Annotated in this window: 21 protein-coding genes; 12 read left to right on the top strand and 9 right to left on the bottom strand. The window is 64.7% G+C overall.

The window, feature by feature from the left end:
- Nucleotides 1–10 precede the first annotated feature (10 nt).
- Nucleotides 11–364: a 6-carboxytetrahydropterin synthase QueD gene (queD, locus tag ACDH77_RS17035; protein WP_008576903.1), complete on the top strand. Its 354-nt coding sequence runs from the start codon at nt 11–13 to the stop codon at nt 362–364.
- 191 nt (nt 365–555) lie between these two features.
- Complete coding sequence (locus ACDH77_RS17040) at nt 556–891, top strand: phasin family protein (RefSeq protein WP_014091104.1); 336 nt, start codon at nt 556–558, stop codon at nt 889–891.
- 112 nt (nt 892–1,003) lie between these two features.
- Here ACDH77_RS17040 and bioD read toward each other — a convergent pair whose 3' ends face one another.
- Complete coding sequence (bioD, locus tag ACDH77_RS17045; protein ID WP_218488651.1) at nt 1,004–1,678, bottom strand: dethiobiotin synthase; 675 nt, start codon at nt 1,676–1,678, stop codon at nt 1,004–1,006.
- Between the two features lie 231 nt (nt 1,679–1,909).
- Here bioD and ACDH77_RS17050 point away from each other — a divergent pair, with 231 nt between their 5' ends.
- Entirely contained in the window at nt 1,910–2,392 is a 483-nt protein-coding gene (locus tag ACDH77_RS17050) for a GAF domain-containing protein (protein WP_005920832.1), read from the top strand.
- Nucleotides 2,389–2,787 (top strand): TfoX/Sxy family protein, encoded by a 399-nt coding sequence (locus ACDH77_RS17055; protein WP_008571013.1) that lies wholly within the window; start codon nt 2,389–2,391, stop codon nt 2,785–2,787. The genes ACDH77_RS17050 and ACDH77_RS17055 overlap by 4 nt, the downstream gene beginning before the upstream one ends.
- Before the next feature lie 293 nt (nt 2,788–3,080).
- On the opposite strand, the gene gph is transcribed toward ACDH77_RS17055, so the two are convergent.
- Nucleotides 3,081–3,731 (bottom strand): phosphoglycolate phosphatase, encoded by a 651-nt coding sequence (gph, locus tag ACDH77_RS17060; protein ID WP_029820315.1) that lies wholly within the window; start codon nt 3,729–3,731, stop codon nt 3,081–3,083.
- Between the two features lie 142 nt (nt 3,732–3,873).
- Entirely contained in the window at nt 3,874–4,953 is a 1,080-nt protein-coding gene (gene dinB, locus ACDH77_RS17065; RefSeq protein ID WP_008571016.1) for a DNA polymerase IV, read from the bottom strand.
- A 344-nt stretch (nt 4,954–5,297) separates the two neighbouring features.
- Between dinB and fabA the strand changes: the two genes are divergently transcribed.
- Nucleotides 5,298–5,813, top strand: coding sequence for a 3-hydroxyacyl-[acyl-carrier-protein] dehydratase FabA (gene fabA, locus ACDH77_RS17070; RefSeq protein WP_014091107.1), 516 nt, complete (start codon nt 5,298–5,300; stop codon nt 5,811–5,813).
- Complete coding sequence (fabB, locus tag ACDH77_RS17075; protein WP_372353565.1) at nt 5,813–7,021, top strand: beta-ketoacyl-ACP synthase I; 1,209 nt, start codon at nt 5,813–5,815, stop codon at nt 7,019–7,021. Before fabA ends, fabB begins: the two co-directional genes overlap by 1 nt.
- A gap of 277 nt (nt 7,022–7,298) precedes the next feature.
- Here fabB and ACDH77_RS17080 read toward each other — a convergent pair whose 3' ends face one another.
- From ACDH77_RS17080 to ACDH77_RS17090, 3 genes are all read right to left on the bottom strand, one after another.
- Nucleotides 7,299–8,006, bottom strand: a complete 708-nt coding sequence (locus ACDH77_RS17080) for an SH3 domain-containing protein (RefSeq protein WP_109291106.1) — start codon at nt 8,004–8,006, stop codon at nt 7,299–7,301.
- Nucleotides 8,007–8,145: 139 nt separating this feature from the next.
- Nucleotides 8,146–10,170: a M3 family metallopeptidase gene (locus ACDH77_RS17085; RefSeq protein WP_218488649.1), complete on the bottom strand. Its 2,025-nt coding sequence runs from the start codon at nt 10,168–10,170 to the stop codon at nt 8,146–8,148.
- Nucleotides 10,171–10,354: 184 nt separating this feature from the next.
- Complete coding sequence (locus ACDH77_RS17090) at nt 10,355–11,458, bottom strand: PLP-dependent cysteine synthase family protein (RefSeq protein WP_005914733.1); 1,104 nt, start codon at nt 11,456–11,458, stop codon at nt 10,355–10,357.
- A gap of 91 nt (nt 11,459–11,549) precedes the next feature.
- Between ACDH77_RS17090 and ACDH77_RS17095 the strand changes: the two genes are divergently transcribed.
- The 6 genes from ACDH77_RS17095 (at nt 11,550) to ACDH77_RS17120 (ending at nt 18,728) form a co-directional block, all read left to right on the top strand.
- Nucleotides 11,550–12,005 (top strand): CopL family metal-binding regulatory protein, encoded by a 456-nt coding sequence (locus tag ACDH77_RS17095; RefSeq protein ID WP_029820320.1) that lies wholly within the window; start codon nt 11,550–11,552, stop codon nt 12,003–12,005.
- Between the two features lie 86 nt (nt 12,006–12,091).
- Entirely contained in the window at nt 12,092–13,897 is a 1,806-nt protein-coding gene (locus ACDH77_RS17100; RefSeq protein WP_136733235.1) for a copper resistance system multicopper oxidase, read from the top strand.
- Nucleotides 13,894–14,988, top strand: a complete 1,095-nt coding sequence (locus tag ACDH77_RS17105) for a copper resistance protein B (RefSeq protein WP_011348642.1) — start codon at nt 13,894–13,896, stop codon at nt 14,986–14,988. Before ACDH77_RS17100 ends, ACDH77_RS17105 begins: the two co-directional genes overlap by 4 nt.
- A 161-nt stretch (nt 14,989–15,149) precedes the next feature.
- A complete protein-coding gene (gene gloA / locus ACDH77_RS17110) occupies nt 15,150–15,674 on the top strand; it encodes a lactoylglutathione lyase (RefSeq protein WP_005914729.1) in 525 nt (174 codons plus the stop codon).
- Between the two features lie 323 nt (nt 15,675–15,997).
- The gene (locus ACDH77_RS17115; RefSeq protein ID WP_218488684.1) at nt 15,998–16,756 is read left to right on the top strand and encodes a hypothetical protein; all 759 of its coding nucleotides are present in this window, start codon (nt 15,998–16,000) and stop codon (nt 16,754–16,756) included.
- 106 nt (nt 16,757–16,862) lie between these two features.
- Complete coding sequence (locus ACDH77_RS17120) at nt 16,863–18,728, top strand: peptidoglycan-binding protein (RefSeq protein WP_029820325.1); 1,866 nt, start codon at nt 16,863–16,865, stop codon at nt 18,726–18,728.
- A gap of 130 nt (nt 18,729–18,858) precedes the next feature.
- Here the strand turns inward: ACDH77_RS17120 and ACDH77_RS17125 are convergent, their stop codons facing one another.
- From ACDH77_RS17125 to glmS, 3 genes are all read right to left on the bottom strand, one after another.
- Entirely contained in the window at nt 18,859–19,998 is a 1,140-nt protein-coding gene (locus ACDH77_RS17125) for a hypothetical protein (RefSeq protein WP_029820326.1), read from the bottom strand.
- A gap of 234 nt (nt 19,999–20,232) precedes the next feature.
- Nucleotides 20,233–20,706 (bottom strand): hypothetical protein, encoded by a 474-nt coding sequence (locus tag ACDH77_RS17130; RefSeq protein WP_005914723.1) that lies wholly within the window; start codon nt 20,704–20,706, stop codon nt 20,233–20,235.
- A 350-nt stretch (nt 20,707–21,056) separates the two neighbouring features.
- On the bottom strand, nt 21,057–22,886 hold the full coding sequence (gene glmS / locus ACDH77_RS17135; RefSeq protein WP_031424967.1) for a glutamine--fructose-6-phosphate transaminase (isomerizing): 1,830 nt from the start codon (nt 22,884–22,886) through the stop codon (nt 21,057–21,059).
- Nucleotides 22,887–22,910 lie beyond the last annotated feature (24 nt).

A 22,910-nucleotide genomic window follows, 5' to 3' on the forward strand; every position in this document is an offset into this window, starting at 1 on the left:
AACCACCATCATGGACATCTTCAAGGTCTTCACCCTGGAAGCCGCGCACCGGCTTCCCAACGTGCCGCCTGGGCATAAATGCGCGCGCCTGCACGGCCATTCGTTTCGCGTCGAGCTGCATGTCAGCGGCGAACCCGGCGCCGAGACCGGCTGGATCATGGATTTCGGCGACATCAAGGCGGCCTTCCAGCCGATCTACGACCGCCTGGACCACCATTACCTCAACGACATCGAAGGGTTGGAAAACCCCACCAGCGAACGCCTGGCGATCTGGATCTGGCAGCAGCTCAAGCCGGCGCTGCCGCAGCTGAGCGAGATCGTGGTGCACGAGACCTGCACCTCCGGCTGTCGCTATCGCGGCTAAGCGGCAGCGCAGTGGGGTGACCTGAAGCCGCCAGCTGGCGGCTTTTCTTATTTGAGCGGCCGGCTAAACTATTGATGTTAAAGCGCCTCTACGCACGTTTGGAAAATCTTCAGGAAACGTGTTGCATCGCAGCAACATCGGCGTATGCTGCAACGCAACAAACGGTCACGGCTTTCCCCAAGGGGTTCGCAATGTCGGCGCAGTTCGAAAACAGCTTCACCAATCAGTTCGCGTCTGTCGCAGCACGTGCCAACCAGTTGGCCTTGGAGACACTGGAACGCAACGTCAACGCGACCAGCAGCTTCTTCGGCGAGTTTGCGCAGGCGCGCGATCTGGGCGCCTACCAGACGCTCTGGCCGAAAGGCTTGCAGGTTGCGCGCGACAACCTGGAACGCCTGGCCTCGGTCAATCAGGAAGTGGTCGGGCTGGGATTGAAGATGTCCAGCGAGCTTGGGCAGTTTGCCAAGCAGCAGTTCGAAAACGGCAGCGACCAGGCCGGCGCATCAGGCAAGACCCGGCGTAAGTAAGCGCCAATAAATTCAGCGTCTTTGCATGGGTCCCTCCCCCCGTGCAATCCGGCCCGACAGATCCCTCCCTCTGTCGGGCTTTTTTATTGCCCGCGCGAGCGCGCCGTGCCAGCTAGCGCGGCAACTGCAGCCCGTGTGCCTGGGCGGCAGCGTCGGCGCCCGGCCGCCACGGGATCCGGCCCCAGCACGGCATCGCCAGGCGCTGGCGCAGCATGCCGATGTTCTCTTCGATGCGCTCCATCTGCGGATCGATTTCATTGGCGATCCACCCGATGCACTGCAGCCCATCGGCGGCGATGGCCGCAGCAGTGAGCCGCGCGTGGTTGATGCAGCCCAGCCGCACGCCGACCACCAGCACCACCGGCAGCTGCAAGGCGCGCACCAGATCGGCTTGGTCCAGGGTCGCGCTCAGCGGCGCGACCCACCCGCCCACCCCTTCCACCACCACCACCTCGGCCTGCGTGCGCAATTGCGCGAACGCGTGTGCGATGGGCTCCAGCGCCAGCGTTACGCCGACATCGGCCGCCGCCAGTTCCGGTGCCAGCGGCGCCGGCAAGGCGTAGGGATTGAGCGTGGCGTAGTCCGGCTGCGGATCGCTGGCCGCCTGCAGCGCCAGCGCGTCTTCGTTACGCCAACCCTGCGGCGTGTGCTCGCAGCCGCTGGCCACCGGCTTCATGCCGACGGCGCGATGGCCGCGTGCGCGCAAGGCGTGCAACAGCGCGGTGCTGCCCATGGTCTTGCCGATGCCGGTATCGGTGCCGGTGACATAAAAAGCTGGATGCTGCATACGCCTGATCCTGCGGCCGCGCCGCCATTGCCGTGAGGGCGCGCAGCATAGCGTGCGCACTGCACGTGCGGCTGAGGACGGTTGGTTGTCGTTTGCCTGCGGGGCCACGTTGCCCCTGTGCGCGCCGCTGGCTGCCTCGGCCAATGATCGCGACTCAGTGCTGGAAAGCTCCTGCGCGTTCCTTGCCCGATCGCAACCACGCTGCAAGACGGCCACTGCTAAACTTTGCCGATGTTCGCCACCTCTTCGCTGACCGGCAGCAAGCCGGAACAATATGCCCAGCTCACCGCCCAGGCCCAGGCACTGGTGCACGGCGAGCCGGACCGGATCGCCAATGCCGCCAATCTGGCCGCGCTGATCTTCCATTCGTTGCCGTCGCTCAACTGGGCCGGCTTCTACTTCTACGACGGCCGCGAGCTGGTGGTGGGGCCGTTCCAGGGCCTGCCGGCGTGCGTGCGCATCCCGCTGGACAAGGGCGTGTGCGGTGCGGCCGCCAGTACCCGGCAGAGCCAGCGCATTGCCGATGTGGACGCGTTCCCCGGGCATATTGCCTGCGATTCGGCATCGCGCTCGGAGCTGGTGATTCCACTGGTCAAAGGCGATGCGCTGATCGGCGTGCTGGACCTGGATAGCCCGGAGCTGGACCGCTTCGATGCCGACGATCAACGTGGCCTGGAAGCCATTGCGCAACTCTTCGTAGACGCGCTGGCGTGACCACCGAGCGGATGCGCAACATCGGGCCCAAAAGCGCGGCATGGCTGCGCCAGGTCGGGCTGCGCACGCAGCAGGACCTGCAAGCGGTGGGTGCGGTGGGCGCATTCGTCAAGGTGCGCCGCGCGGGCTTCAAGCCCAGCCTCAACCTGCTGTATTCGTTGGAAGGCGCGTTGGCCGATTGCCATTGGCAGGACGTGCCCGAAGCGCGCCGGCATGCCTTGCTCGCTGAATATGAAGCGGCCAGCGCGCTGCTGCCGGTGCGCGGCCGTGCCGTCGGCGGTCCGGTGGAAACCGTGCACTATGTGCGCGCCGACAACGACGATACGCACGGCGACGCGGATACGGCAACCGACCTTTACGACGCTGCGGATGCAGAGCGAGCAGGCGAGGATTGAATCGGCCGGCAGCGCCCGGCAATCGGCTGATCGATGCAGCTGGCCCATACGCGCGCTCATGCATGCAGCCTCGCGTCGCACTACGCATGGCTCGTTTCAGAGCCTGAAGCGCAAGGTCCTGCGACGACACGCACCGGTCGGCATGCATGGCTCACCACCGTGTCCTGGGTGCTGGCTGCTCAGCGGCACAGGTCGCTGTTGCACAATCTCCCGCTTCAGCGCCGACGCCCGAGCTTGCGCCTGGGGCCGTAACGCACGCTGCCGCATCGGTCGATTCGTGGTGCGCGCGAAGGTCAGCGCAACGCGAGCAGTTCACGCATGTCGTCGACGATGGCCACGGCACCGGCGCGCTGCACATCGAAACCGCGCAGGTAGCCGTAACGCACCATCGCCAGCGGCATGTTCGCGGCGTTTGCGGCGGCGGCATCGGTGGCCGAATCGCCGACCATCAGACACTGTTGCGGGCTGCGTTGAAAGTGACTGGCAAGCTGCAGCAGCGGTGCCGGGTCGGGCTTGCGCTGTGGCAACGAATCGCCCCCGAGCACACGGCTGAAATGCGCGGCGATACCCAGATGCTCCAGCAACGGCGCGATAAAACGCGCAGGCTTGTTGGTGCACAAGGCCAGCGTGGCGCCCGCATCGCGCAGGCCGGCCAGCGCGTCGGCAACGCCCGGGTACAACTGCGGGTCGTGCAGCAGGCTCGCCTCGTAATGGCGCATCATCACCGGCATTTCGGCATCGGCATCGCGCGTGCTGCCGGCTTCGCGCAATGCGGTGGCAAGCAATACCTTGACGCCTTCGCCGATCCAGCTGCGGATCGTGGCTTGGCTGAACTGCTGTAGCCCCAACTCCTGCAATGTGCCGTTGAGAGCCTCGGCGATATTGGGTGCGCTGTCCACCAGCGTGCCATCCAGGTCGAAGATCACCAGCGGATACGGAAACATTCGGACGGCCTCGTGCGTGGGAGAGCCGCAGTGTACGCAGTGCAAGATTCAGCGCATGTCACTGCCAAGCGCTGGGGATTGCTCGCCACCTGCGTTAGATGCAGTCATCGCCGCATGCGAGACGCAATGCAGCACGTGCCGCTCACTCCAACGGCGGCATCTGGCCGAACAACTGCCCCTGCACGGCGCCATCCTCGACATCGCTGAAACCGCTCAAGCCCACACCGACCAGGCGATAGCGCGTCTGCGTGGGCAGCTCCACGCGGCGGGTCAATGCCAGGGCAATCTGCGCCAGCGCCTCCTGCGAGGTAGGCGGCTGCTCGGGCGTGTAGGAGCGCGTCAGGATGCGAAAATTCGAGGTCTTCAATTTCAGCACGACCGTGCGCCCGATGCGTTCGGTGCGGCGCGTGGCGAGCCAGGTCTTTTCGGCCAGCCGCAGGATGTGCGGGTCCAGTGCATCAAGCGCCAGATCTTCGCTGAAGGTGTCTTCCGAGGAGACCGATTGCACTTCCTGATCCGGCTCGACCGGGCGCTCGTCGATGCCGCGCGCGCGGCGATACAGGCTCTGACCGAAACTGCCGAAATGCGCCTGCAGTTCCTCCAATGGCCGCTGGCGCAGATCGGCCACGGTGACGATGCCCAGCGCCGCCAACTTGCCATCCATCACCTTGCCTACGCCGGGAATGCGATTGACCTTGAGCGGCAGCAAAAATGCATCCACGCGGCTGGGCGCAATCACGAACTGGCCATCGGGTTTGCGCCAATCCGACGCAATCTTGGCCAGGAACTTGTTCGGCGCGATGCCGGCCGATGCGGTGAGCTGGGTTTCCTCGCGGATCTGCGTACGGATCAACTGCGCGACCTCGGTGGCCAACTGCATGCCGGTTTTGGCGTGCGTGACGTCCAGATAGGCCTCGTCCAGCGACAACGGCTCCACCAAGTCGGTATGACGATGGAAAATCTCGCGTACTTGCCGCGACACCGCCTTGTAGCGCGCAAAATCCGGCGGCACGAAGATCGCGTCCGGGCACAGGCGCTCGGCACGCACGGCCGGCATCGCCGAGCGAATACCGAAGGTCCGCGCTTCGTAGGAGGCCGCGCACACCACCGAGCGCGCGCCGCGCCAGGCCACCACTACCGGCTTGCCGCGCAGGCCCGGATCGTCACGCTGCTCCACGGACGCGTAGAACGCATCCATGTCCACGTGCACGATCTTGCGCATCAAGCGGGGTTCTCTGTCGCAGGTCTGCGCCCATGATAAGCCAGCGCCGTCTCACCCCTTGCGTCGAGAGACATCGCCACGGATTGGCAAAGCGAACACGAGCGCGTACTCAATAGCAAGGTAACGCATCGACGGCAGCGCCTGCACGACTACCATGCAGGCCTGCCACGCATGTGCCGACGGCGGTCCCGAGCACCGTGACTTCGCCTGCAACAGTGCATCTGCGCACTGCACACTCAGCGGAAAACAGCACGCATGCGTACGGATAAAACGTTTGATTGAACCGCGCGACCTCATGCACCCTTCCCCGCCTCGCCTCTCGCTCCTTGCAGGACACGTTCGTCATGACTCGTCAAAGTACGTACTCGCGCGACCAATTGCTGGCCAGCGCGCGTGGGGAATTGTTTGCGCCCGACAGCGGCCGTCTGCCCAACGATCCGATGCTGATGTTCGACCGCATCACCGAGATCAGCGACGCCGGCGGTGCACATGGCAAGGGGCTGATTCGTGCCGAACTGGATATCCGCCCGGACCTGTGGTTCTTCGGCTGCCACTTCATCGGCGACCCGGTGATGCCAGGCTGCCTGGGCCTGGATGCGATGTGGCAACTGACCGGCTTTTTCCTCACCTGGATCGGCGCGCCAGGCCGTGGCCGCGCGTTGGGCTGCGGCGAGGTCAAGTTCACCGGCCAGGTGCTGCCCAGCGCCAGGCTGGTGCGCTACGAGGTCGATGTCAGCCGCGTCATCAACCGCAAGCTGGTGATGGCGCAGACCGATGCACGCATGCTGGTGGATGGGCGCGAGATCTACACCGCCAAGGATCTGCGTGTGGGCATGTTCACTTCAACGGAGAATTTCTGATGCGTCGCGTCGTCATTACCGGAATGGGCATCACCTCATGCCTGGGCAACGATCTGGACACCGTCTCCAGCGCACTGCGCGAGAGCCGCTCCGGTATCACCGCGCTGCCCGATCACGCCGAAGCAGGCCTGCGGAGCCAGGTCGGCGGTGCGGTGGCGCTGGATTTGGACAGCCTGATCGACCGCAAGCTCAAACGCTTCATGGGCGATGCCTCGGCCTACGCATACCTGGCAATGCGCGATGCGATCGCCGATGCGGGCCTGGATGCCGAGCAGGTCAGCGGCCTGCGCACCGGCGTGATTGCCGGCTCCGGTGGCGGCTCCAGCCAATGGCAGGTGGAAACCGCCGACCTGCTGCGCAACCGTGGCGTGCGCAAAGTAGGCCCATACATGGTGCCGCGCACGATGTGTTCGTCGGTGTCCGCATCGCTGGCCACCGCGTTCAAAATACGCGGGCTGAGCTACTCGCTGTCGGCCGCGTGCGCGACGTCTGCGCATTGCATCGGTGCGGCGGCAGATCTGATCCGGCATGGCGCGCAGGACGTGATGTTCACCGGTGGCGGCGAAGAACTGCACTGGACCATGAGCGTCATGTTCGATGCGATGGGCGCGCTGTCCACCGGCTTCAACGATCGCCCTGCCGTGGCCTCGCGCCCGTACGATGCGCAGCGCGATGGCTTCGTCATCGGCAGCGGCGGCGGCATGCTGGTGCTGGAAGACTACGACCACGCCATCGCGCGTGGCGCACGCATCCATGCCGAACTGCTCGGCTATGGCGTGACCTCCGACGGTGCCGACATGGTCGCGCCCAGCGGCGAAGGCGCCGTGCGCTGCATGCACATGGCCATGCAGGGCTTGCAGCGCCCGATCGATTACCTCAACACGCATGGCACGTCCACGCCGTTGGGCGATGTCACCGAACTGGGCGCGGTGCGCGAGGTATTCGGCGACAACGTGCCGCCGCTGTCTTCGACCAAGGGGCTCTCCGGGCACTCGCTGGGCGCGGCCAGCGTGCACGAGGCGATCTACAGCCTGCTGATGCTGCGCGATGGCTTCATGGCCGGCTCGGCGCATATCGACGAACTCGACCCGCGTGCCGAAGGCTTTCCTATCTTGCGGCAGACACAGGACGCGACCTTGAACACGGTGATGTCCAACAGTTTCGGCTTTGGTGGCACCAATGCGGCACTGGTCTTCGGCCGGGTGTAACCACTGGCGCCACCGCCGCGATCACGCTGCGGTGGCTCGCCTGCGATGCGGCAACGCGCGCCTAGATCACGCAATGCTGCCAGGGTCTTGCAGGCACTCAGCCGAAGCGTCAGGCCTGCCGTAGCAAGCGCACGCTTGCGCCGCTGATGCCGGCCCAGCGGCCAACCGCGCGTATCCTCCTAGTGCACGCCGGGCCTGGTTCGACGAGCGGTCGGCTGGCAATCGTGACGGCCACCAATTTCCATTGCCGAGGCAATTTCTCGCACTCGATGCGTGTCTAATCGATGCAACGCTGTAGCGCGTCATCCTGGTTGCGTGAATTTTCGCACCGTTGCCGAACCGATTGCTCGTAATCGCTGCGTGCCTGGGAGATGCAGCTCTGCACGGCGTCGTCCTGACTTCCCGAGCGTTCGCACCGATGTATCTTGTCGTCCCGCCTGTCGGCATCTATCCGATTCAGCGCAGCCCGGTCGATCACGGCCCGCTCGCGCTGGGTGCGCTCGGTTTCTGCGCGTGTTTCGGCCTTGGCGCGCCTTGCCAGGGACTGTACTCCGTCCGCCGTCACGCCCTCGCCAGGTGCTAGCAGCTCTAGTGGCAGCGAGTCCCCTGGAGTGTGATCGCGCCAGTAGGCGCGCTCGCTCTCGACGGTCCATGCGCGGCCGCGATAATGCGTGTCCCAGTAGGCATCCAGCGAAAACGTCAGCTTCGGCACCACCTGATTCAGGGCGCCGTGAGCGAGCACGATCGAGGCCGCAGGAAGCCAGCCACGTGCCTCCGGTGAACGCACATCGCACCAGACGCCGCTGTCGAGACAGCCATAGACCTGCAGCGTACCGCCGGGCTGAACTTCGCCCACGCGCCGGTACTCTTCGGAAGGTCCGGCGCGCAGGCCAACCAGACCGTTGGCGTGGCCGGTGTGCTGCGCCCAAACCGGCAGGGCCGCGGCCATCAGCCATAGTGCACTCCATGAAAAACGTCGCTGCATTGCGCTCTCCTTGTGCCCTATCCCGCCGCATGCTGCGCCTCCCGAAGAGGCGCCAGGTCGCGGTTATAGGACAGCTCACCTCAATGCAATGCGAACGCCGTGGCGACGGTAGCAGGTGACGACTGCGCCATCGGCGCCGTCAGCCCGCCATGCCGTTATGCCGTAGCAGCGCATCGATGGTCGGGGCCCGACCGCGGAACGCGCGGAAGTTCTCCGCCGCCGGACGACTGCCGCCACGCGCAAGCACCTCGGCGCGGAACCGTGCGCCGGTCTGCTCCAGTTGATCGGGCGCCTCTTCGAATGCGGCATAGGCATCGGCGCTGAGCACTTCGGCCCACTTGTAGCTGTAATAGCCGGCCGCATAGCCACCTGCAAAAATATGGCTGAACTGATGCGGGAAGCGATTCCATGCCGGCGGCCGATTGACCGCCACTTCGTCACGCACGCGCTCGATCAATTGCAGCACGCTGTCCTGCGACGGGTCGTAGGTGCTGTGCAGTTGCATGTCGAACAGGGCGAATTCCAGCTGACGCACGGTGAACATGCCGCTCTGGAAATTGCGCGCCGCCAGCAGGCGATCGAACAGGTTACGCGGCAGCGGTTCGCCGGTCTGCACGTGCGCGGTCATCGCCTGCACGCGCTCCCACTCCCAACAGAAGTTTTCCATGAACTGGCTGGGCAGCTCTACCGCGTCCCATTCCACGCCATTGATGCCGGCCACGCCCAGCTCGCCAATCCGCGTGAGCAACTGATGCAGGCCATGGCCCATTTCATGGAACAGCGTGGTGACTTCGCCGTGGCGGAAGGTGGCCGGTGCATCGCCGCTGCCGCGCCCGAAGTTGCACACCAGATACACCAGCGGCGTCTGCACGCCGTTGGCGGTGTTGCGGCGATTGCGGCAATCGTCCATCCACGCGCCGCCGCGTTTGCCTTCGCGCGCATACAAGTCCAGATAGAACTGGCCAACCAGGGTGCCTTGCGCATCTTCCAAACGGTAGAACCGCACGTCCGGGTACCACACCGGCGCGCTGTCGGGTTTGACGGTGAGCCCGTACAGGCTGTGGATCACATCGAACAGGCCGGCCAGCACCTTCGGTTCGGTGAAGTACTGCTTCACCTCCTGCTCGGAAAAGCTGTAACGCGCCTGCTTGAGTTTTTCCGAGGCGTAGGCCAGGTCCCAGGCCTGCAGTTCATCCAGACCCAACTCGTCGCGCGCAAAGGCTTCCAGCTCGGCGCGGTCGCGCTGTGCATGCGGCTTGGCGCGCGCGGCCAGATCGCGCAGGAAGCCCATCACCTCGTCGGGGCTCTGCGCCATCTTGGTGGCAACCGAATAGTCGGCGTAACTGGCAAAGCCGAGCAGCTGCGCCAACTCGGCGCGCAGGGCCAGGATGCGATCGATGTTGGCGCTGTTGTCCAGCGTGGCATCGCCGAATTCGGACGCGCGCTCGGCATTGGCGCGATACAGCCGCGCGCGCAGGTCGCGGCTGTCGGCATCGCTCTGCACCGGTAGATAGCACGGCATCTGCAAGGTGAATTTCCAGCCCGGCACGCCGTCTTTTTCGGCGGCGGCGCGTGCGGCGGCAATCACTTCTGCCGGCAGGCCCGACAGCTGGGTCTGGTCTTCGGTCACGTACGACCACGCATCGGTAGCGTCGAGTACGTTCTGCGAGAACCTGGCTGCCAACGCCGAGAGTTCTTCCTGGATCTGTGCGAACCGCGCCTTGGCGGCATCATCGAGTTCTGCACCGCCCAAGCGGAAATCGCGTAGCGCGTTTTCCAGCACCTTGCGACGCGCCTCATCGAAGTGTGCGGCTTCCGGCGATTGCGCCAGCGCCTTGTATTGCGCATACAGCGCCAGATTCTGCGCCAGCGCGCTGCCGAAGCGGCTCACCTTGGGCAGATTGCAGTTATAGGCCTCGCGCAGCTCGGGCGTGTTGACCACCGCCTGCAGGTGCCCCACCTGCCCCCACGCACGCCATAGCCGCTCGGTGGCATCGTCCAGCGGCGTGACGAAGCTGTCCCAGCACACCGGGCTGACCTGCTCGGCCGCCTTCACCGCCGCCTCGGCCTCGGCGAGCAGTTGGTCGATCGCCGGGCCCACGTGTTCGGGGCCGATCGCATCGAAGGACGGCAGTCCGGACAGATCGAGCAGCGGGTTGGTCATGGAGCGCTCCGGCAATGGACTGGATGAGTGGATTCAAGGATCGGCAAACGTGGCACGCAACCGTCAGCAGGTGAGCACGGCACCGAGGGCACGGTGCGCGCCTGGACCCGCCGACTGCGGACACCGATCGCACGGGCGTGGCGGTGAGCGCAGCGCCTTGATGCCTACGTCCCGGATATGGCGGTCATTCCAGCGCCGCACAAGGCAAGGCAGGCAAATCGCCGCCGTTCACGGCCAGCGCAATGGCTGTATCGCTGTCGCTGACATCGATCGCGCGCGCCTGGTACCAGGCCGGGTCGTAATAACTGTGCGCGTATCGTTCGCCGGCATCGCACAGGATGGTGACGATGGAGCCCTGCCGGCCTTCGTCGCGCATGCGCCGGGCAGCCTGCAGCACGCCGACGAAGTTGGTGCCGGTGGAGCCGCCCACGCGGCGGCCCAGCGTGGCGCTGACGTGGCGCATCGCCGCCAGGCTCAGCGCATCGGGCACCTTGATCATCACATCCACGCAGCTGGCAATGAAGCTCGATTCCACCCGCGGGCGGCCGATGCCTTCGATGCGCGAACCGCCGGTGATGGCCAGCTCCTTGGGACATTGGCCGTCTACTGCGCGGCAATAGCCGTCGAAGAACACCGACACTTCCGGGTCGGCGCACAGGATGCGGGTGGCATGGCGCCGATAGCGCACGTAGCGGCCCAGGGTGGCGCTGGTACCGCCGGTGCCGGGGCTGCAGACGATCCAGTCCGGGATCGGGTGCGGCTCTTCGGCCAGTTGCTTGAAGATCGATTCGGCGATGTTGTTGTTGGCGCGCCAGTCAGTGGCACGCTCGGCATAGGTGAACTGGTCCATGAAGTGCCCGCCGGTCTCGCGTGCGAGCTGGTGCGAGGCGCTGTCCAGGTCGCAGGCGCGTTCGACCAGGTGGCAGCGGCCGCCCTGGAATTGAATCGCGGCGATCTTCTCCGGCGAGGTCGAGGCGGGCATCACCGCGATGAAGGGCACGCCGAGCAAACGCGCGAAATACGCTTCGGAAATGGCCGTGGAGCCACTGGACGCCTCGATCACCGGGCGCCCGGCGCGCAGCCAGCCATTGGTAAGCGCGTACAGGAACAGCGAGCGCGCCAGGCGGTGCTTGAGGCTGCCGGTCGGATGGCTGGACTCGTCCTTGAAGTACAGGTCGATGCCCGGATAGCCCGGCAGTTCCATCGGAATCAGGTGGGTGTCGGCCGAACGATTGAAATCGGCCTCGATCTTCCGGATGGCGGCGGCCACCCACTGGCGCTGCGACATGGCAGGACTTGGCTGCGAAAGTAGCCTCAATTCTACCGCCCCCACCTGCCCGCTTACGCACCCAGCGCATCGGGCGGACAGCTGGGGGCCGATGCTATGCTCGCTGCACCTGTCACTGCCGCGACTACCTGTGCTGCATCGCCTGCTCCGCCTGCTGCTGTGCCTGAGCCTGGTTGCCAATACGGCAACCGGCGCGTGGGCGTCGGTGGGCATGGCCATGCCGGCAATGGCGTCGGGCGCGATGCCCGCCGTGACCATGGCGGGAGGCACCGCCGCGACCCAGAGCGAGTCACCGGCAGCCGTGCCGTGCCATGACGCGATGCCTACGCCGACAGCCATGCAGTGGCACGACAAGGCCACGCGTGCGCACGCGCCCGACTGCTGCAAGCTGGGCAGCTGCGATTGCCTGCAGCACGCCAGCCTCGCCTTGTTAACCTTGCCTGCCGTAGCCGCCGGCCTGCTCGGCCACCCGGCGGTGCCGGACACCCTGACCGAGGGGCGCAGCAGCCCGCTGCCCGACCAACCGGTACGACCTCCCATCGCCTGAGCGCCGACGGCCCTGCCTTGGCCGCCCTCGGCCCCGCGCGTGCTTGCGCGGGTTTCCTCAGTTTTGCGCTGCGCTCCATCTTGCCGATGGAGCGCGCAGGAGATGTCATGTCTTTCGATCCCCCGTTTTCCCACGGCTCAACCGCCAGCGGTCTGAGCCGGCGCCGCTTCGTCCAGGGCCTGGCCCTGGGCGGCGTCGCCGCAGCCAGCGGCCTGTGGCGCTACGACGCGCGCGCCGCCGCCCAGGCCACCACGCCGGTGCTACGTGGAAGCAGCCAGTCGCTGCAGATCGGCCGCCTGCCGGTGAACTTCACCGGACACACCCGCTCCGCAATCACGGTCAACCAGAGCCTGCCGGCGCCCACCCTGCGCTGGCGCGAGGGCGACACGGTGGGCGTGCGCGTGCGTAACGCGCTGGCCGACCAAGCCACCTCGGTGCATTGGCATGGCCTGTTGCTGCCGGCCAACATGGACGGCGTGCCGGGGATGAGTTTCGACGGCATCGCGCCGGGCCAGGAGTATCACTACCGCTTTGCGCTGCGCCAGTCCGGCACCTACTGGTACCACAGCCATTCGATGTTTCAGGAGCAGTCCGGGCTGTATGGCGCCATCGTCATCGACCCGCTGACGCCGCCGCCGTACCGGCACGATCGCGAGCATGTGGTGCTGCTCTCGGACTGGACCGACCTGGACCCGGCCGCCCTGTTCCGCCGGCTCAAGCAGATGCCCAGCCACGACAATTACGCGCAGCGCACGGTCGTCGATTTCCTGCGCGATGCGCGCGACGACGGCCTGCGCGCCACGCTGGCCGACCGCGGCATGTGGGGGCGCATGCGCATGACCCCGACCGACCTGTCCGACGTCAACGCCAACACCTACACCTACCTGCTCAACGGCGTGGCGCCGGCCGGCAACTGGACCGGGTTGTTCAAGCCAGGCGAAAAGGTGTTGCTGCGTTTCATCAACGGCTCGTCGATGACCTACTTCGACATCCGTATTCCCGGCCTGCGCATGACCGTGGTGGCCGCCGACGGGCAGTACGTGCATCCGGTCAGCGTGGACGAACTGCGCATCGCCGCGGCCGAGACCTTCGACGTGATCGTCGAACCGCTCGGCCAGGATGCGTTTACGTTATTCGCGCAGGACATGGGCCGCACCGGCTTTGCCTGTGGCACGCTGGCAGTGCAACACGGCTTGCAGGCGCCGATTCCCGCACTGGATCGGCGCGCCATCCTGACCATGCAGGACATGGGACATGGCGATGGGATGCACCACGCGCTACCCGCAATGCACGGCGCGCCCGGGATGTTGGCGGCGCATGGGACGCACACCATGCACTCGCACGACGATGCCCAGGCACACGACAAGGCGCCGCATCATCCCGCCAGCGAAACCGGCAACCCGCTGATCGACATGCGCAGCAATGCCACCGCACCGCGCCTGGACGACCCCGGCGTGGGCCTGCGCGACAACGGCCGCCGCGTGCTGTGCTACGCCGATCTGCATAGCGTGTTCGAGGATCCGGATGGGCGCGAACCCGGGCGCGACATCGAGCTGCATCTGACCGGGCACATGGAAAAATTCGCCTGGTCCTTCGATGGCATCGCGTTCGCTTCCGCGCAACCCTTGCGTCTGCAATACGGCGAGCGGCTGCGTATCGTGCTGGTCAACGACACCATGATGCAGCACCCGATTCACCTGCATGGCATGTGGAGCGACCTGGAAGATGCACACGGCAACTTCCAGGTACGCAAGCACACCATCGACATGCCGCCGGGCACCCGCCGCACCTACCGCGTGCGTGCCGATGCGCTCGGCCGCTGGGCCTATCACTGTCATCTGCTGTACCACATGGAAGCAGGAATGATGCGCGAAGTGCGGGTGGAGGCATGAGTCGCTTTCGCACACAGGCCTGGTTGGCTGCTGCGTTCCTGGCGAGCGCATCTGCACTTGCGCAGGAGCATCAGCACGATGCGCTGGAGGACGCACCGCAGGACATGCAGGACCATGCGATGCAAGTGACCGATGGCATGCAGACGACCCCTGCCTCATCTCAGGCCGCTCACATGGACCACGCTCACATGGCGCACGCTGACACGGGTACCGGCCCCATGGACGATGAATCGATGAAGCATGGATCCATGGGCGATGCATCCATGCACCACCAGGCGATGGATCACGCGTCGATGGATCACTCCAAGATGCACCACACGCAGCCCACACACGCTGCACAAACTCCTGCATCACCCGCCGAGACACGCAGTCACCCACTCCCTCGCGACCCCATTCCCCCACCCACGGCGGACGACATCGCCGCCGCATTCGCACCATTGCACACGCATACGATGCACTCGGCAGGTATCAACCACTATGTCCTGCTCGATCGGCTTGAAGCGTCCAACACGCATCGCGGTAGCGGCCAGGCCTGGGAATCGCGCGCATGGATCGGCGGCGACATCGACCGGCTCTGGCTGCGCAGCGAGGGCGAACGGCACGACGGGCGCACCGAACCTGCCTCGCTGGAGGCGTTCTATGGCCATGCCATTTCGCCATGGTGGGATGTACTCATCGGCGCGCGCCAGGACATCGGCGCAGGCGAACATCGCAGCTGGGCCGCTTTCGGCGTGCAAGGCCTGGCGCCCTACAAGTTCGAAACCGAAGCCACGCTGTATGTGGGCACTGGCAGCCGCGCGGCGCTGCGGCTGGAAGGCGAATACGAGGTACTGCTGACCAACCGTCTGATCCTGCAGCCGCGTGCGGAAGCCGACATCGCGCTTACCGACGACAACCGCCGCGGCATTGGCAGCGGTCTGGAAGCGGTGGAACTTGGCTTGCGCCTGCGCTACGAGATTACCCGCCGCTTCGCGCCGTACATCGGCTGGGTGCACAGCCGCAGCTTCGGCGATAGCGCACAACGCGCCGCGATGGACGATGCCCCCGCACGCGACAGCCGCTTTGTTGCCGGTGTGCGCGTGTGGTTTTGAGGCGATAGCATCGTGCACGGGCAGATGCAGTTGGCCCTCTCCTCCAACGCCAGCGCATTCGAACCGCTGCCCTTTCGCCATGACACGCCGACAACCCTGCCCTGGCTACCATCCCCCTTCGCGCAACACCCCCCACCCGCAATCCACACCAGGAGACCGCCATGCCTTTGAACGATCTGCAACACGTGCCAGGCGCCAATGCCGCGCCCGCCGACACGCACGGCTTCGTGTTCAACCACACCATGCTGCGCGTCAAGGACGCAACACAGTCGCTGGATTTCTATACCCGTGTCCTGGGCTTCCGCCTGCTCGACGCACGCGATTTTGCCGACGCAAAATTCAGCCTGTATTTTCTCGCGCTGCTGCCCGAAGGCACGGCCATTCCCGATGACGACGCGCAGCGTCGCCTGTGGATGGCCGGCATCCCCGGCGTGCTCGAACTCACCCACAACCATGGCACCGAAACCCAGGATGGCCCGGTCTATCACGACGGCAACAGCGACCCACGCGGTTTCGGCCATATCTGTATCTCGGTGCCGGACATCCATGCTGCCTGCGCACGCTTCGACAGCCTCAACGTGCCGTATCAGAAACGCCTGGAAGACGGCCGCATGAAGCACCTGGCCTTCATCAAGGACCCGGACGGTTACTGGGTGGAGATCATTTCCAATACGCCCTTGGCGTAAGTCCGCCGCTCAGCGGCAAGCTGGCGCGTCAGCGGATGCACAGGCCGAACGCAGCGCATCCGCGACGTGGAAGCCCCGCGCCGCAACGACGTGCGGGAGCCGCCAGGCCCGGTGCAACGACTGGACACAACGGCGGGCTGGAGTAGACTTTCGCCGCCCTCCGCAATGGATGCACCCCAATGCTCGTCAGGAAGATTTCACTTGTCCTTGCGCTAGCAACGATCGCCGCCTGCACACAGACGACACCGGACGCCACCGCTCCGAAGACCGCCGCAGCCGCGGCCGGCACTCCTCCAAAACCGTCAGAAAAGGATGCACCTCCCATGCAGGACGCAACCCAGGGATCGACCCAGCAATTGCAGCCGCCGCGGACCGACAGCGTGTTGTATTTCATCAGCAACGTGGACGGCGATGGCGCAACCTCCTACGAGGTCGCCAATGGCAGCTGGATCAATTATTGGTACGGCTTTCAGTTCGAACTCGGCGGTACCCGGTATTACACCGGCTTCGCCTGGGAAACGCCCGAGCTCTATGGCGCCGAGCGCGAGAATCACGATGCTGCCCCTGGTACCAAGGTGACGCTTGCTCACGCCACGTTTGTGGCCAGCGAACCGGGGAGCAAGTCTCCATGGAAGCTGCTTGGCGCAGAGCCTTACATCGGCGAATTCGGCGGCATGGAGCAGGGCAACACCGTCGACACGACGCGTCAACCACAGACCTTTGTCACCGATGACGGCAGGCTGGTGCTGGCCGTGCCGACGTGGAGCCTGCAGTCGGGCGTGCGCATCCTTTCTTACGACGCACTCGTGTTCAACCCGAAAGAAACCGATAACGTCAACGACAAGCATTGGACCTATATCGGCAACATTCCGGCGGGTGAGGACAACAGCGCCAACTGTGGCGAAGATGCGCCCGGCAAGATTGCCTGCGTCAAGAACACCAGCACGCTTGCGTTCGTGAAGCAGCCAGGACTGCCCGCATTGCGGGTAACGGCCTCTGCCGTTCCCCCGACGAGCGGGGGTGACGCGACGGTTGAATACCGCTACGATGCCGCCAGCAAATCGTATTTGCCGACCCCTTGATACAGGACCAAAGGAATTGGTTCGGGCGGCGTACCGCTGCAGCCGCGTGGCTGCAGCACTCAATCAAGGACCTTGAGCGATGCCGACGAACTACTCACGAGCCCAAGTGCTCGACATCATCGAACGCGAAGCGGCCGAGCGGAATATTCCGCGTGACGACTTCCTGCGTTTTGCCCACGTAGAGACTGGCGGCGCCTTCGACGAGTTGGCCAGTCGCGGCCCCGGCGGTGCGAAAGGACTATTCCAGTTCACGCCGCCAACTGCCCAGCAGTACGGCATTGCCGGACGCGAGCTGGACGCGGTGGCCAATACCGACGCAGCAGCGCGGCTGTATCTGGACAACCGGACGAGCCTGGTCAATCGGCATGAACGCGATGGGCGGCCGTACCTGTCGGGCAAGCCCGAGCCCGATGGCCTGGATATGTATCTGGCCCATCAGCAAGGCGCCGGTGGCTATCGCTCTTTGCAGACCGCGATCGCCACGGGATCTTTTGGCCTGGAAAGCACACGCGCCAACATTCTCAACAATGTCGGCGAGAAAGAGCTGAAGTCCCTGACCGGCGTCGATTCGGCGACGTTCCGGCGCATGTCCGACAAGGACATGGCACAGACCTTCGTGCAGTACTGGGATACGAAGATGGACCGTATCCGGATTCCTGAAAAAGGCATCGAGCCGATTTCGACCACGCAGCAGGCACCCTCGCACGCTGCGCCAGCGCACTCTGCGCCTGCCCAGCCGGAAAAACCCGCAGCGCAAGGCATTGCGCTTCACGCAGCCTATGACCTCACCAACAAATACGATCACGTCAAATACGGCCTGGGCGCGAAAGATCCCGACAAAGGCAGGGTCGATTGTTCTGGCTGGGTGGTCGAGATGCAGAACGCGACCATGGACGAGATCAACAAGGGCGCCGGCAAGGCCATCTTCACCAAGGACGAAAAGTTCAGTCCTGGTTTCGACAGTGCATCCGAACTGCTGCGCAAGGCCGAGCTGCGCTCCGGCGTGCTGATCCAAGGCAAGGATGTGACTGCCCAGACCCTCAAGGAAGGCATGATCATCGGCGAGGACAATGGCCCGCAGAGTTGGGACAAGGGGCGCTACAAGGGCATCGACCACATCACGATGGTGGTGCGTGACCCCAAGGATGGCCAGCTCAAGATCAGCCAATCCCGTGGCGGCGAGGGTGTCGAGCTCAGTTCGCTGGATTCCTACCTCGAGCGCAAGCACGCCAAGGGCGTCAAGCTGTATGCGAGCGACCCGCTGTCTGAGGCGCGCGACCTGCTGCAGGAGCGCAGCCAGAACAAGCAGCAATCTCACGCAGCGACCGAGCACAAACCCAGCCAGGCACACGCCGCCGCTGATGCGCCGGGTGTCCTGCGCGAAAATGCGCGTGGCGCAGAAGTGCGCACATTGCAGCAGACGCTGCAGCAACTGGGTTACAAGGACGCAGGCGGTAACGAACTCAAGGCTGACGGCGCCTATGGCCAACGGACCAGCGAGGCGGTCAAGGCATTCCAGCGTGCGCATGGGCTGCAGGACGATGGCGTGGTTGGCCGCGATACGCAGGCTGCGTTGAAGCAGGCGGAAAAGACGCCCCTGCTCTCGGAGAAAACCAATCCCGACCACCCGCTGTTCAATCAGGCCGTCAACAAGCTGGAGCAGCTCGGTCCGAATGCCTTCGCCAATCGGCAGCAGTTGGTAAATGCGGCCGGCCACATGACCTTCGAAGCCAAGGTCAGCGGCATGCAACGCATCGACATGGTGGCGCAAAGCAAGGACGGCAACGGACTGTTTGCCGTGCAGGGTCAGCCAACCGACCCGGCGCATCAGCGGATCTACACCGACAAGGCAACCGCTGCGGAACGGCCGCTGGAGCAGAGCAGCAATGCTGTGCGGCAGGAAGCGCAGACGCAGACGCAGGTTCAAGATCAGCACGAGCAACAACGCAGCCAGGCGCGCAGCGTCGGTTGATCGTCGCGCAACACAAACACAGAAGAGGCACCGATCGATGGATCGGTGCCTCTTCTGGTTTACGCCTGCATTACGCGCTGTTTCCCATCACATCGGGCGCCGGATATCCGGCGCCACCAGCACTGGTCCGTCAGTTGGACGTCGCAACAGCTTCTCTGTCAGGGAACCACTGCGGCAACTGCTCGGCGAATTTCGCTGCGCATTCGTCGCTGTAGGCTTGTGCGGCTGCTTTGACCAACGCGTAATCGTTGGCTTCCCATTCTTCCAGCGAGGCAGTACGCGGTGTCGGCGCGCAGTCCAGACTGACCGGGCTCGCCTTGCGCTTCAAGAAGCCGCTGCGCTCCCCACCGATCGTCACTGCGTAGCGCAGCTCGTAAGGCGACTTGGTATCGGCCAGGCTCTGATACACCAGCAGCCAGTCCGACATCAACACCTGCAACGGGAACGGTTCTGCGGGTACGGCCCGCGGATGCCCGGTGAAGTAGGTCTTCAAATGCGCGTTGACCGCATCGCGCTGCAATTGATAGCCGGGATTCCCCAGGGCCTCCATCTTTTCGCCTTTCAGCTGATCTTTTCCGAAGGCAGAGACCGCAACACCGCGCGCGAACAGGCTGGTGGCAATCTGCAAACCGACGACCATCCCGGTATGTCCGCGGCGGACGACACGCAGCATTTCGTCGCCGTTGGGCAGGCCGTTCGAGCCCACCCGCATGCTCGAATGCAATGGGAGCTGCAAGGCCCAATCTGCCGAGGGCGTCATGGCAACGCCTGCATCGGACTGCGGACTTGGTTGCGCCTGTGTTGCGGCAACCGCCACAGTGCCTGCAACTGCAGCAGCCGCATAGGCAGTTGCCGTGGAGAAATCTCCGCCTGCAAACGCAGGCACCACCGCAGTGGCTTCGGTCACGCGCGCAGCGGTACAGAAGGTACCAGCCGCCCGCATCTGTGCCTCATGGAAGCCAATGCCGTTGATCTGGTGCACGCCGGCATCCTTGCCGTACTGCTCCACCAGCTTGCCGATCAATGCATCGGACGGCGATTGCTGTGCGCAGACCTTGGCGGCTGCGATGCGCGACCAGGCGAATTGCAGCGCAGGATCCCAGCCCATCGCATCTTCGCCCACGAATCCGTGGTCATAGTGATACGCATAAATGGCAGGGTCGATCTCCTGCAGCGTCATTCCGCCCTGTCCGGCATAGCCCAGCGGCACGTCTTGCGCAACAGCAAGCCCCGGCAGTGCCAATAGCACCGCCGCGATACACGTCTTCATGAATCCCTGTCCCTATGGATAAGTGCGACGCGCTGCATGTCCCCCATGCAGCGCGACCGATGCGCCACCGCTCGCACACGACGGCTTCCCACATGCAGGGCGCTGATCGACGGGTAATGGCACAAACGCACCCGGCCGATCGTCCTGCAGGGATAGTGTGCCCGCACACGGCAGCCATCGCAGTCGGGGCGGTCCCCACGCATGTGTGGGGACCGCCCCTCAGATGCTCACTGCTTAGGCATGCAAGATTCCGCCTGGGCCTGGTTGCCAATCGCGTGGCGTGCGCAATGCGGCCAATATACGCACCAGCTCGCGATAGCTCTGGGCCAGTTGCGCGAACAGACCTGCATCGCTGCAGCGGGTGTCGGCCACTTCGGAATACGCGCCCCTGCCCAGATCGATGAAGTAATCCACACTGAGGCGCCGGCGTTGCGCCACGCCCGGAAACAGGCCTGCAATCAGCAGGCAACCGTCTCCCACGTCACGCAATGCGTCGGCCCGCACGCTACCGATCTGGTCCTGCGCATGCAGCCATGCCAGCGCCTGTGTGCGCGAAAGCAGATGCGCATCGCGCTGGAAGCGCAGCAACACGAACACCAGATAATGCTCGCGCGATTCGTCCAGCGGACGCGCAATCCGCTGCCCCGCCTCGCGCACCAACGCCTGCCACAACTCGGCCGGCGCCCCCTGTTTGAAAGACTCGTGCATACGTCCTCCTGCGTGGTGTGGACCCTCGCCAGGAGCTTATGCATAACTTGGGCCACTGCGTTGGCAGAGGCTGTGGTGGAGCGCTAAGGATCGGCCGCTGGCAGTGCGACCGCGCCTTCGCCAGACGGATACGGCCACTCCTGGAAGCGGCATCGCCACGTGCAAAGGCAGGACGTCGACGACTGCTTTGCGAGGAGCTGAACCTCGCGCGTTGCGCGTCAGCGCAACCAGCACGACGTTGCACGCAATCGCCATCCTGGAACATGACAGCGATAGAGCCGAACCTGCACTGCGTGCATGCATCGACTGCATGCAGCTGGCAGTGCGCGCAGACGGCACCGCGGCAGCGCTTACTCCACCGTCACCGACTTGGCCAGATTGCGCGGCTTGTCCACATCGGTGCCGCGTGCCAGGGCGGTGTGGTAAGCCAGCAGCTGCACCGGGATGGTGTGGATCACCGGCGACAGCACGCCGGCATGGCGTGGGGTGCGGATGACATGCACGCCTTCGGAGTCGCTGAAGTGGCTGTCCTGGTCGGCGAACACGAACAGCTCGCCGCCGCGTGCGCGCACTTCCTGCATGTTGGATTTGACCTTTTCCAGCAGGCGGTCGTTCGGTGCGATCACCACCACCGGCATCGCCGCATCCACCAGTGCCAGCGGCCCATGCTTCAACTCGCCGGCCGGATACGCTTCGGCGTGGATATATGAGATTTCCTTGAGCTTGAGCGCGCCTTCTAATGCAATCGGATAATGCAGGCCGCGACCGAGGAACAGCGCATTCTCCTTCGGCGAAAATCGTTCGGCCCAGGCCATGATCTGCGGTTCAAGATTCAATGCATGCTGCACGCTGCCGGGCAAAAAGCGCAGCTGCTCCAGATACTCGGCTTCTTCGGCGTCACTGATGCGGCCCTGCAACTTCCCCAACACCATGGTGAGCTGGAACAACACCGCCAGCTGGGTGGTGAAGGCCTTGGTCGAGGCCACGCCGATCTCGGCGCCGGCACGCGTGTAGCAGACCAGCTCGCTGGCGCGCGGGATCGCACTTTCCGGCACATTGCAGATCGACAGCGTGTGCAAATGCCCCAGCGATTTGGCGTATTTCAGTGCTTCCATCGTGTCCAGCGTTTCGCCGGACTGGGAGATGGTCACGATCAGATGCTTCGGGTTGGCATACGCGGCGCGGTAGCGGTATTCGCTGGCGATCTCCACGCTGCACGGCAGCCCCGCAATGGCTTCGATCCAGTAACGGGCGGTCATGCCGGCGTAGTAGCTGGTACCGCAGGCCAGGATCTGCACGCCTTCAATGTCGCGCAACACCGCTTCTGCGTTGGCGCCGAACAGCGATGCCGGGAAACCCTTGGCATCGATCGCCGCCTCGATGGTGTCGGCCAAGGCGCGCGGCTGCTCGTGGATTTCCTTCTGCATGAAATGCCGGAACGGGCCCAGTTCCAGCGAGGCCAGCGACACGTCCGACAGGTGCAGCGGGCGCTCCACCGGTGCATCGTTGCCGTCGAAGATGCGCACGCCATCGCGGTGCAATTCGGCGGTGTCGCCTTCTTCGAGGAAGATCACCTGGCGCGTGGCCTGCACGATCGCCGACACGTCGGAAGCGACGAAGTTTTCCCCCTCGCCCACCCCGATCAGCAACGGGCAGCCCATGCGCGCGCAGACGAAGCGTTCCGGTTCGGCCTGGCTCATCACCGCCAGCGCATAGGCACCGGTGAGTTCCTTGACGGTGCGCTGCAGCGCGGTGAGCAGGTCGCCGGCGTTGCCCAGATGATGATGGATCAGATGCGCGATGACCTCGGTGTCGGTCTGCGACTCGAAGGTGTAGCCAAGCGCGCGCAATTTTTCGCGCTGCTCCTCGTGGTTTTCGATGATGCCGTTATGCACCAGCGCCACGCCGGCGCTGATGTGCGGGTGCGCGTTGGCTTCGGTGACGCCGCCATGGGTGGCCCAGCGGGTGTGGCCGATCCCCAGCGTGGCGCCGAACTGTTCGGCCTGCGCGGCCTGCGCCATCTCGGCCACCCGCCCGGTGCGACGCACCCGGCGCACCTGCACGCCATCGAGCACTGCAATGCCGGAGGAATCGTAGCCGCGGTATTCCAGGCGCTTGAGTCCTTCGATCAGGACCGGGACCACATCGCGCCCGGCGATCGCTCCGACAATGCCGCACATAGGACAGCTCTCGCAAAAGAAGTC

The sequence above is a fragment of the Xanthomonas axonopodis pv. maculifoliigardeniae genome (genome assembly GCF_041519315.1).
Lineage (GTDB): Bacteria > Pseudomonadota > Gammaproteobacteria > Xanthomonadales > Xanthomonadaceae > Xanthomonas > Xanthomonas euvesicatoria.

Bases quoted from the DNA above. Each gene is read 5' to 3' on its own strand.
- ACDH77_RS17085 (WP_218488649.1), bottom strand. From the start codon at position 10,170: ATGACCAACCCGCTGCTCGATCTGTCCGGACTGCCGTCCTTCGATGCG.
- gloA (WP_005914729.1), top strand. From the start codon at position 15,150: ATGCCTTTGAACGATCTGCAACACGTGCCAGGCGCCAATGCCGCGCCC.
- gph (WP_029820315.1), bottom strand. From the start codon at position 3,731: ATGTTTCCGTATCCGCTGGTGATCTTCGACCTGGATGGCACGCTGGTG.
- queD (WP_008576903.1), top strand. From the start codon at position 11: ATGGACATCTTCAAGGTCTTCACCCTGGAAGCCGCGCACCGGCTTCCC.
- ACDH77_RS17125 (WP_029820326.1), bottom strand. From the start codon at position 19,998: ATGAAGACGTGTATCGCGGCGGTGCTATTGGCACTGCCGGGGCTTGCT.
- glmS (WP_031424967.1), bottom strand. From the start codon at position 22,886: ATGTGCGGCATTGTCGGAGCGATCGCCGGGCGCGATGTGGTCCCGGTC.
- ACDH77_RS17100 (WP_136733235.1), top strand. From the start codon at position 12,092: ATGGAGCGCGCAGGAGATGTCATGTCTTTCGATCCCCCGTTTTCCCAC.
- dinB (WP_008571016.1), bottom strand. From the start codon at position 4,953: ATGCGCAAGATCGTGCACGTGGACATGGATGCGTTCTACGCGTCCGTG.
- ACDH77_RS17050 (WP_005920832.1), top strand. From the start codon at position 1,910: ATGTTCGCCACCTCTTCGCTGACCGGCAGCAAGCCGGAACAATATGCC.
- ACDH77_RS17095 (WP_029820320.1), top strand. From the start codon at position 11,550: ATGCTATGCTCGCTGCACCTGTCACTGCCGCGACTACCTGTGCTGCAT.
- ACDH77_RS17130 (WP_005914723.1), bottom strand. From the start codon at position 20,706: ATGCACGAGTCTTTCAAACAGGGGGCGCCGGCCGAGTTGTGGCAGGCG.
- bioD (WP_218488651.1), bottom strand. From the start codon at position 1,678: ATGCAGCATCCAGCTTTTTATGTCACCGGCACCGATACCGGCATCGGC.
- ACDH77_RS17080 (WP_109291106.1), bottom strand. From the start codon at position 8,006: ATGCAGCGACGTTTTTCATGGAGTGCACTATGGCTGATGGCCGCGGCC.
- ACDH77_RS17040 (WP_014091104.1), top strand. From the start codon at position 556: ATGTCGGCGCAGTTCGAAAACAGCTTCACCAATCAGTTCGCGTCTGTC.
- ACDH77_RS17090 (WP_005914733.1), bottom strand. From the start codon at position 11,458: ATGTCGCAGCGCCAGTGGGTGGCCGCCGCCATCCGGAAGATCGAGGCC.
- ACDH77_RS17115 (WP_218488684.1), top strand. From the start codon at position 15,998: ATGCAGGACGCAACCCAGGGATCGACCCAGCAATTGCAGCCGCCGCGG.
- fabA (WP_014091107.1), top strand. From the start codon at position 5,298: ATGACTCGTCAAAGTACGTACTCGCGCGACCAATTGCTGGCCAGCGCG.
- fabB (WP_372353565.1), top strand. From the start codon at position 5,813: ATGCGTCGCGTCGTCATTACCGGAATGGGCATCACCTCATGCCTGGGC.
- ACDH77_RS17105 (WP_011348642.1), top strand. From the start codon at position 13,894: ATGAGTCGCTTTCGCACACAGGCCTGGTTGGCTGCTGCGTTCCTGGCG.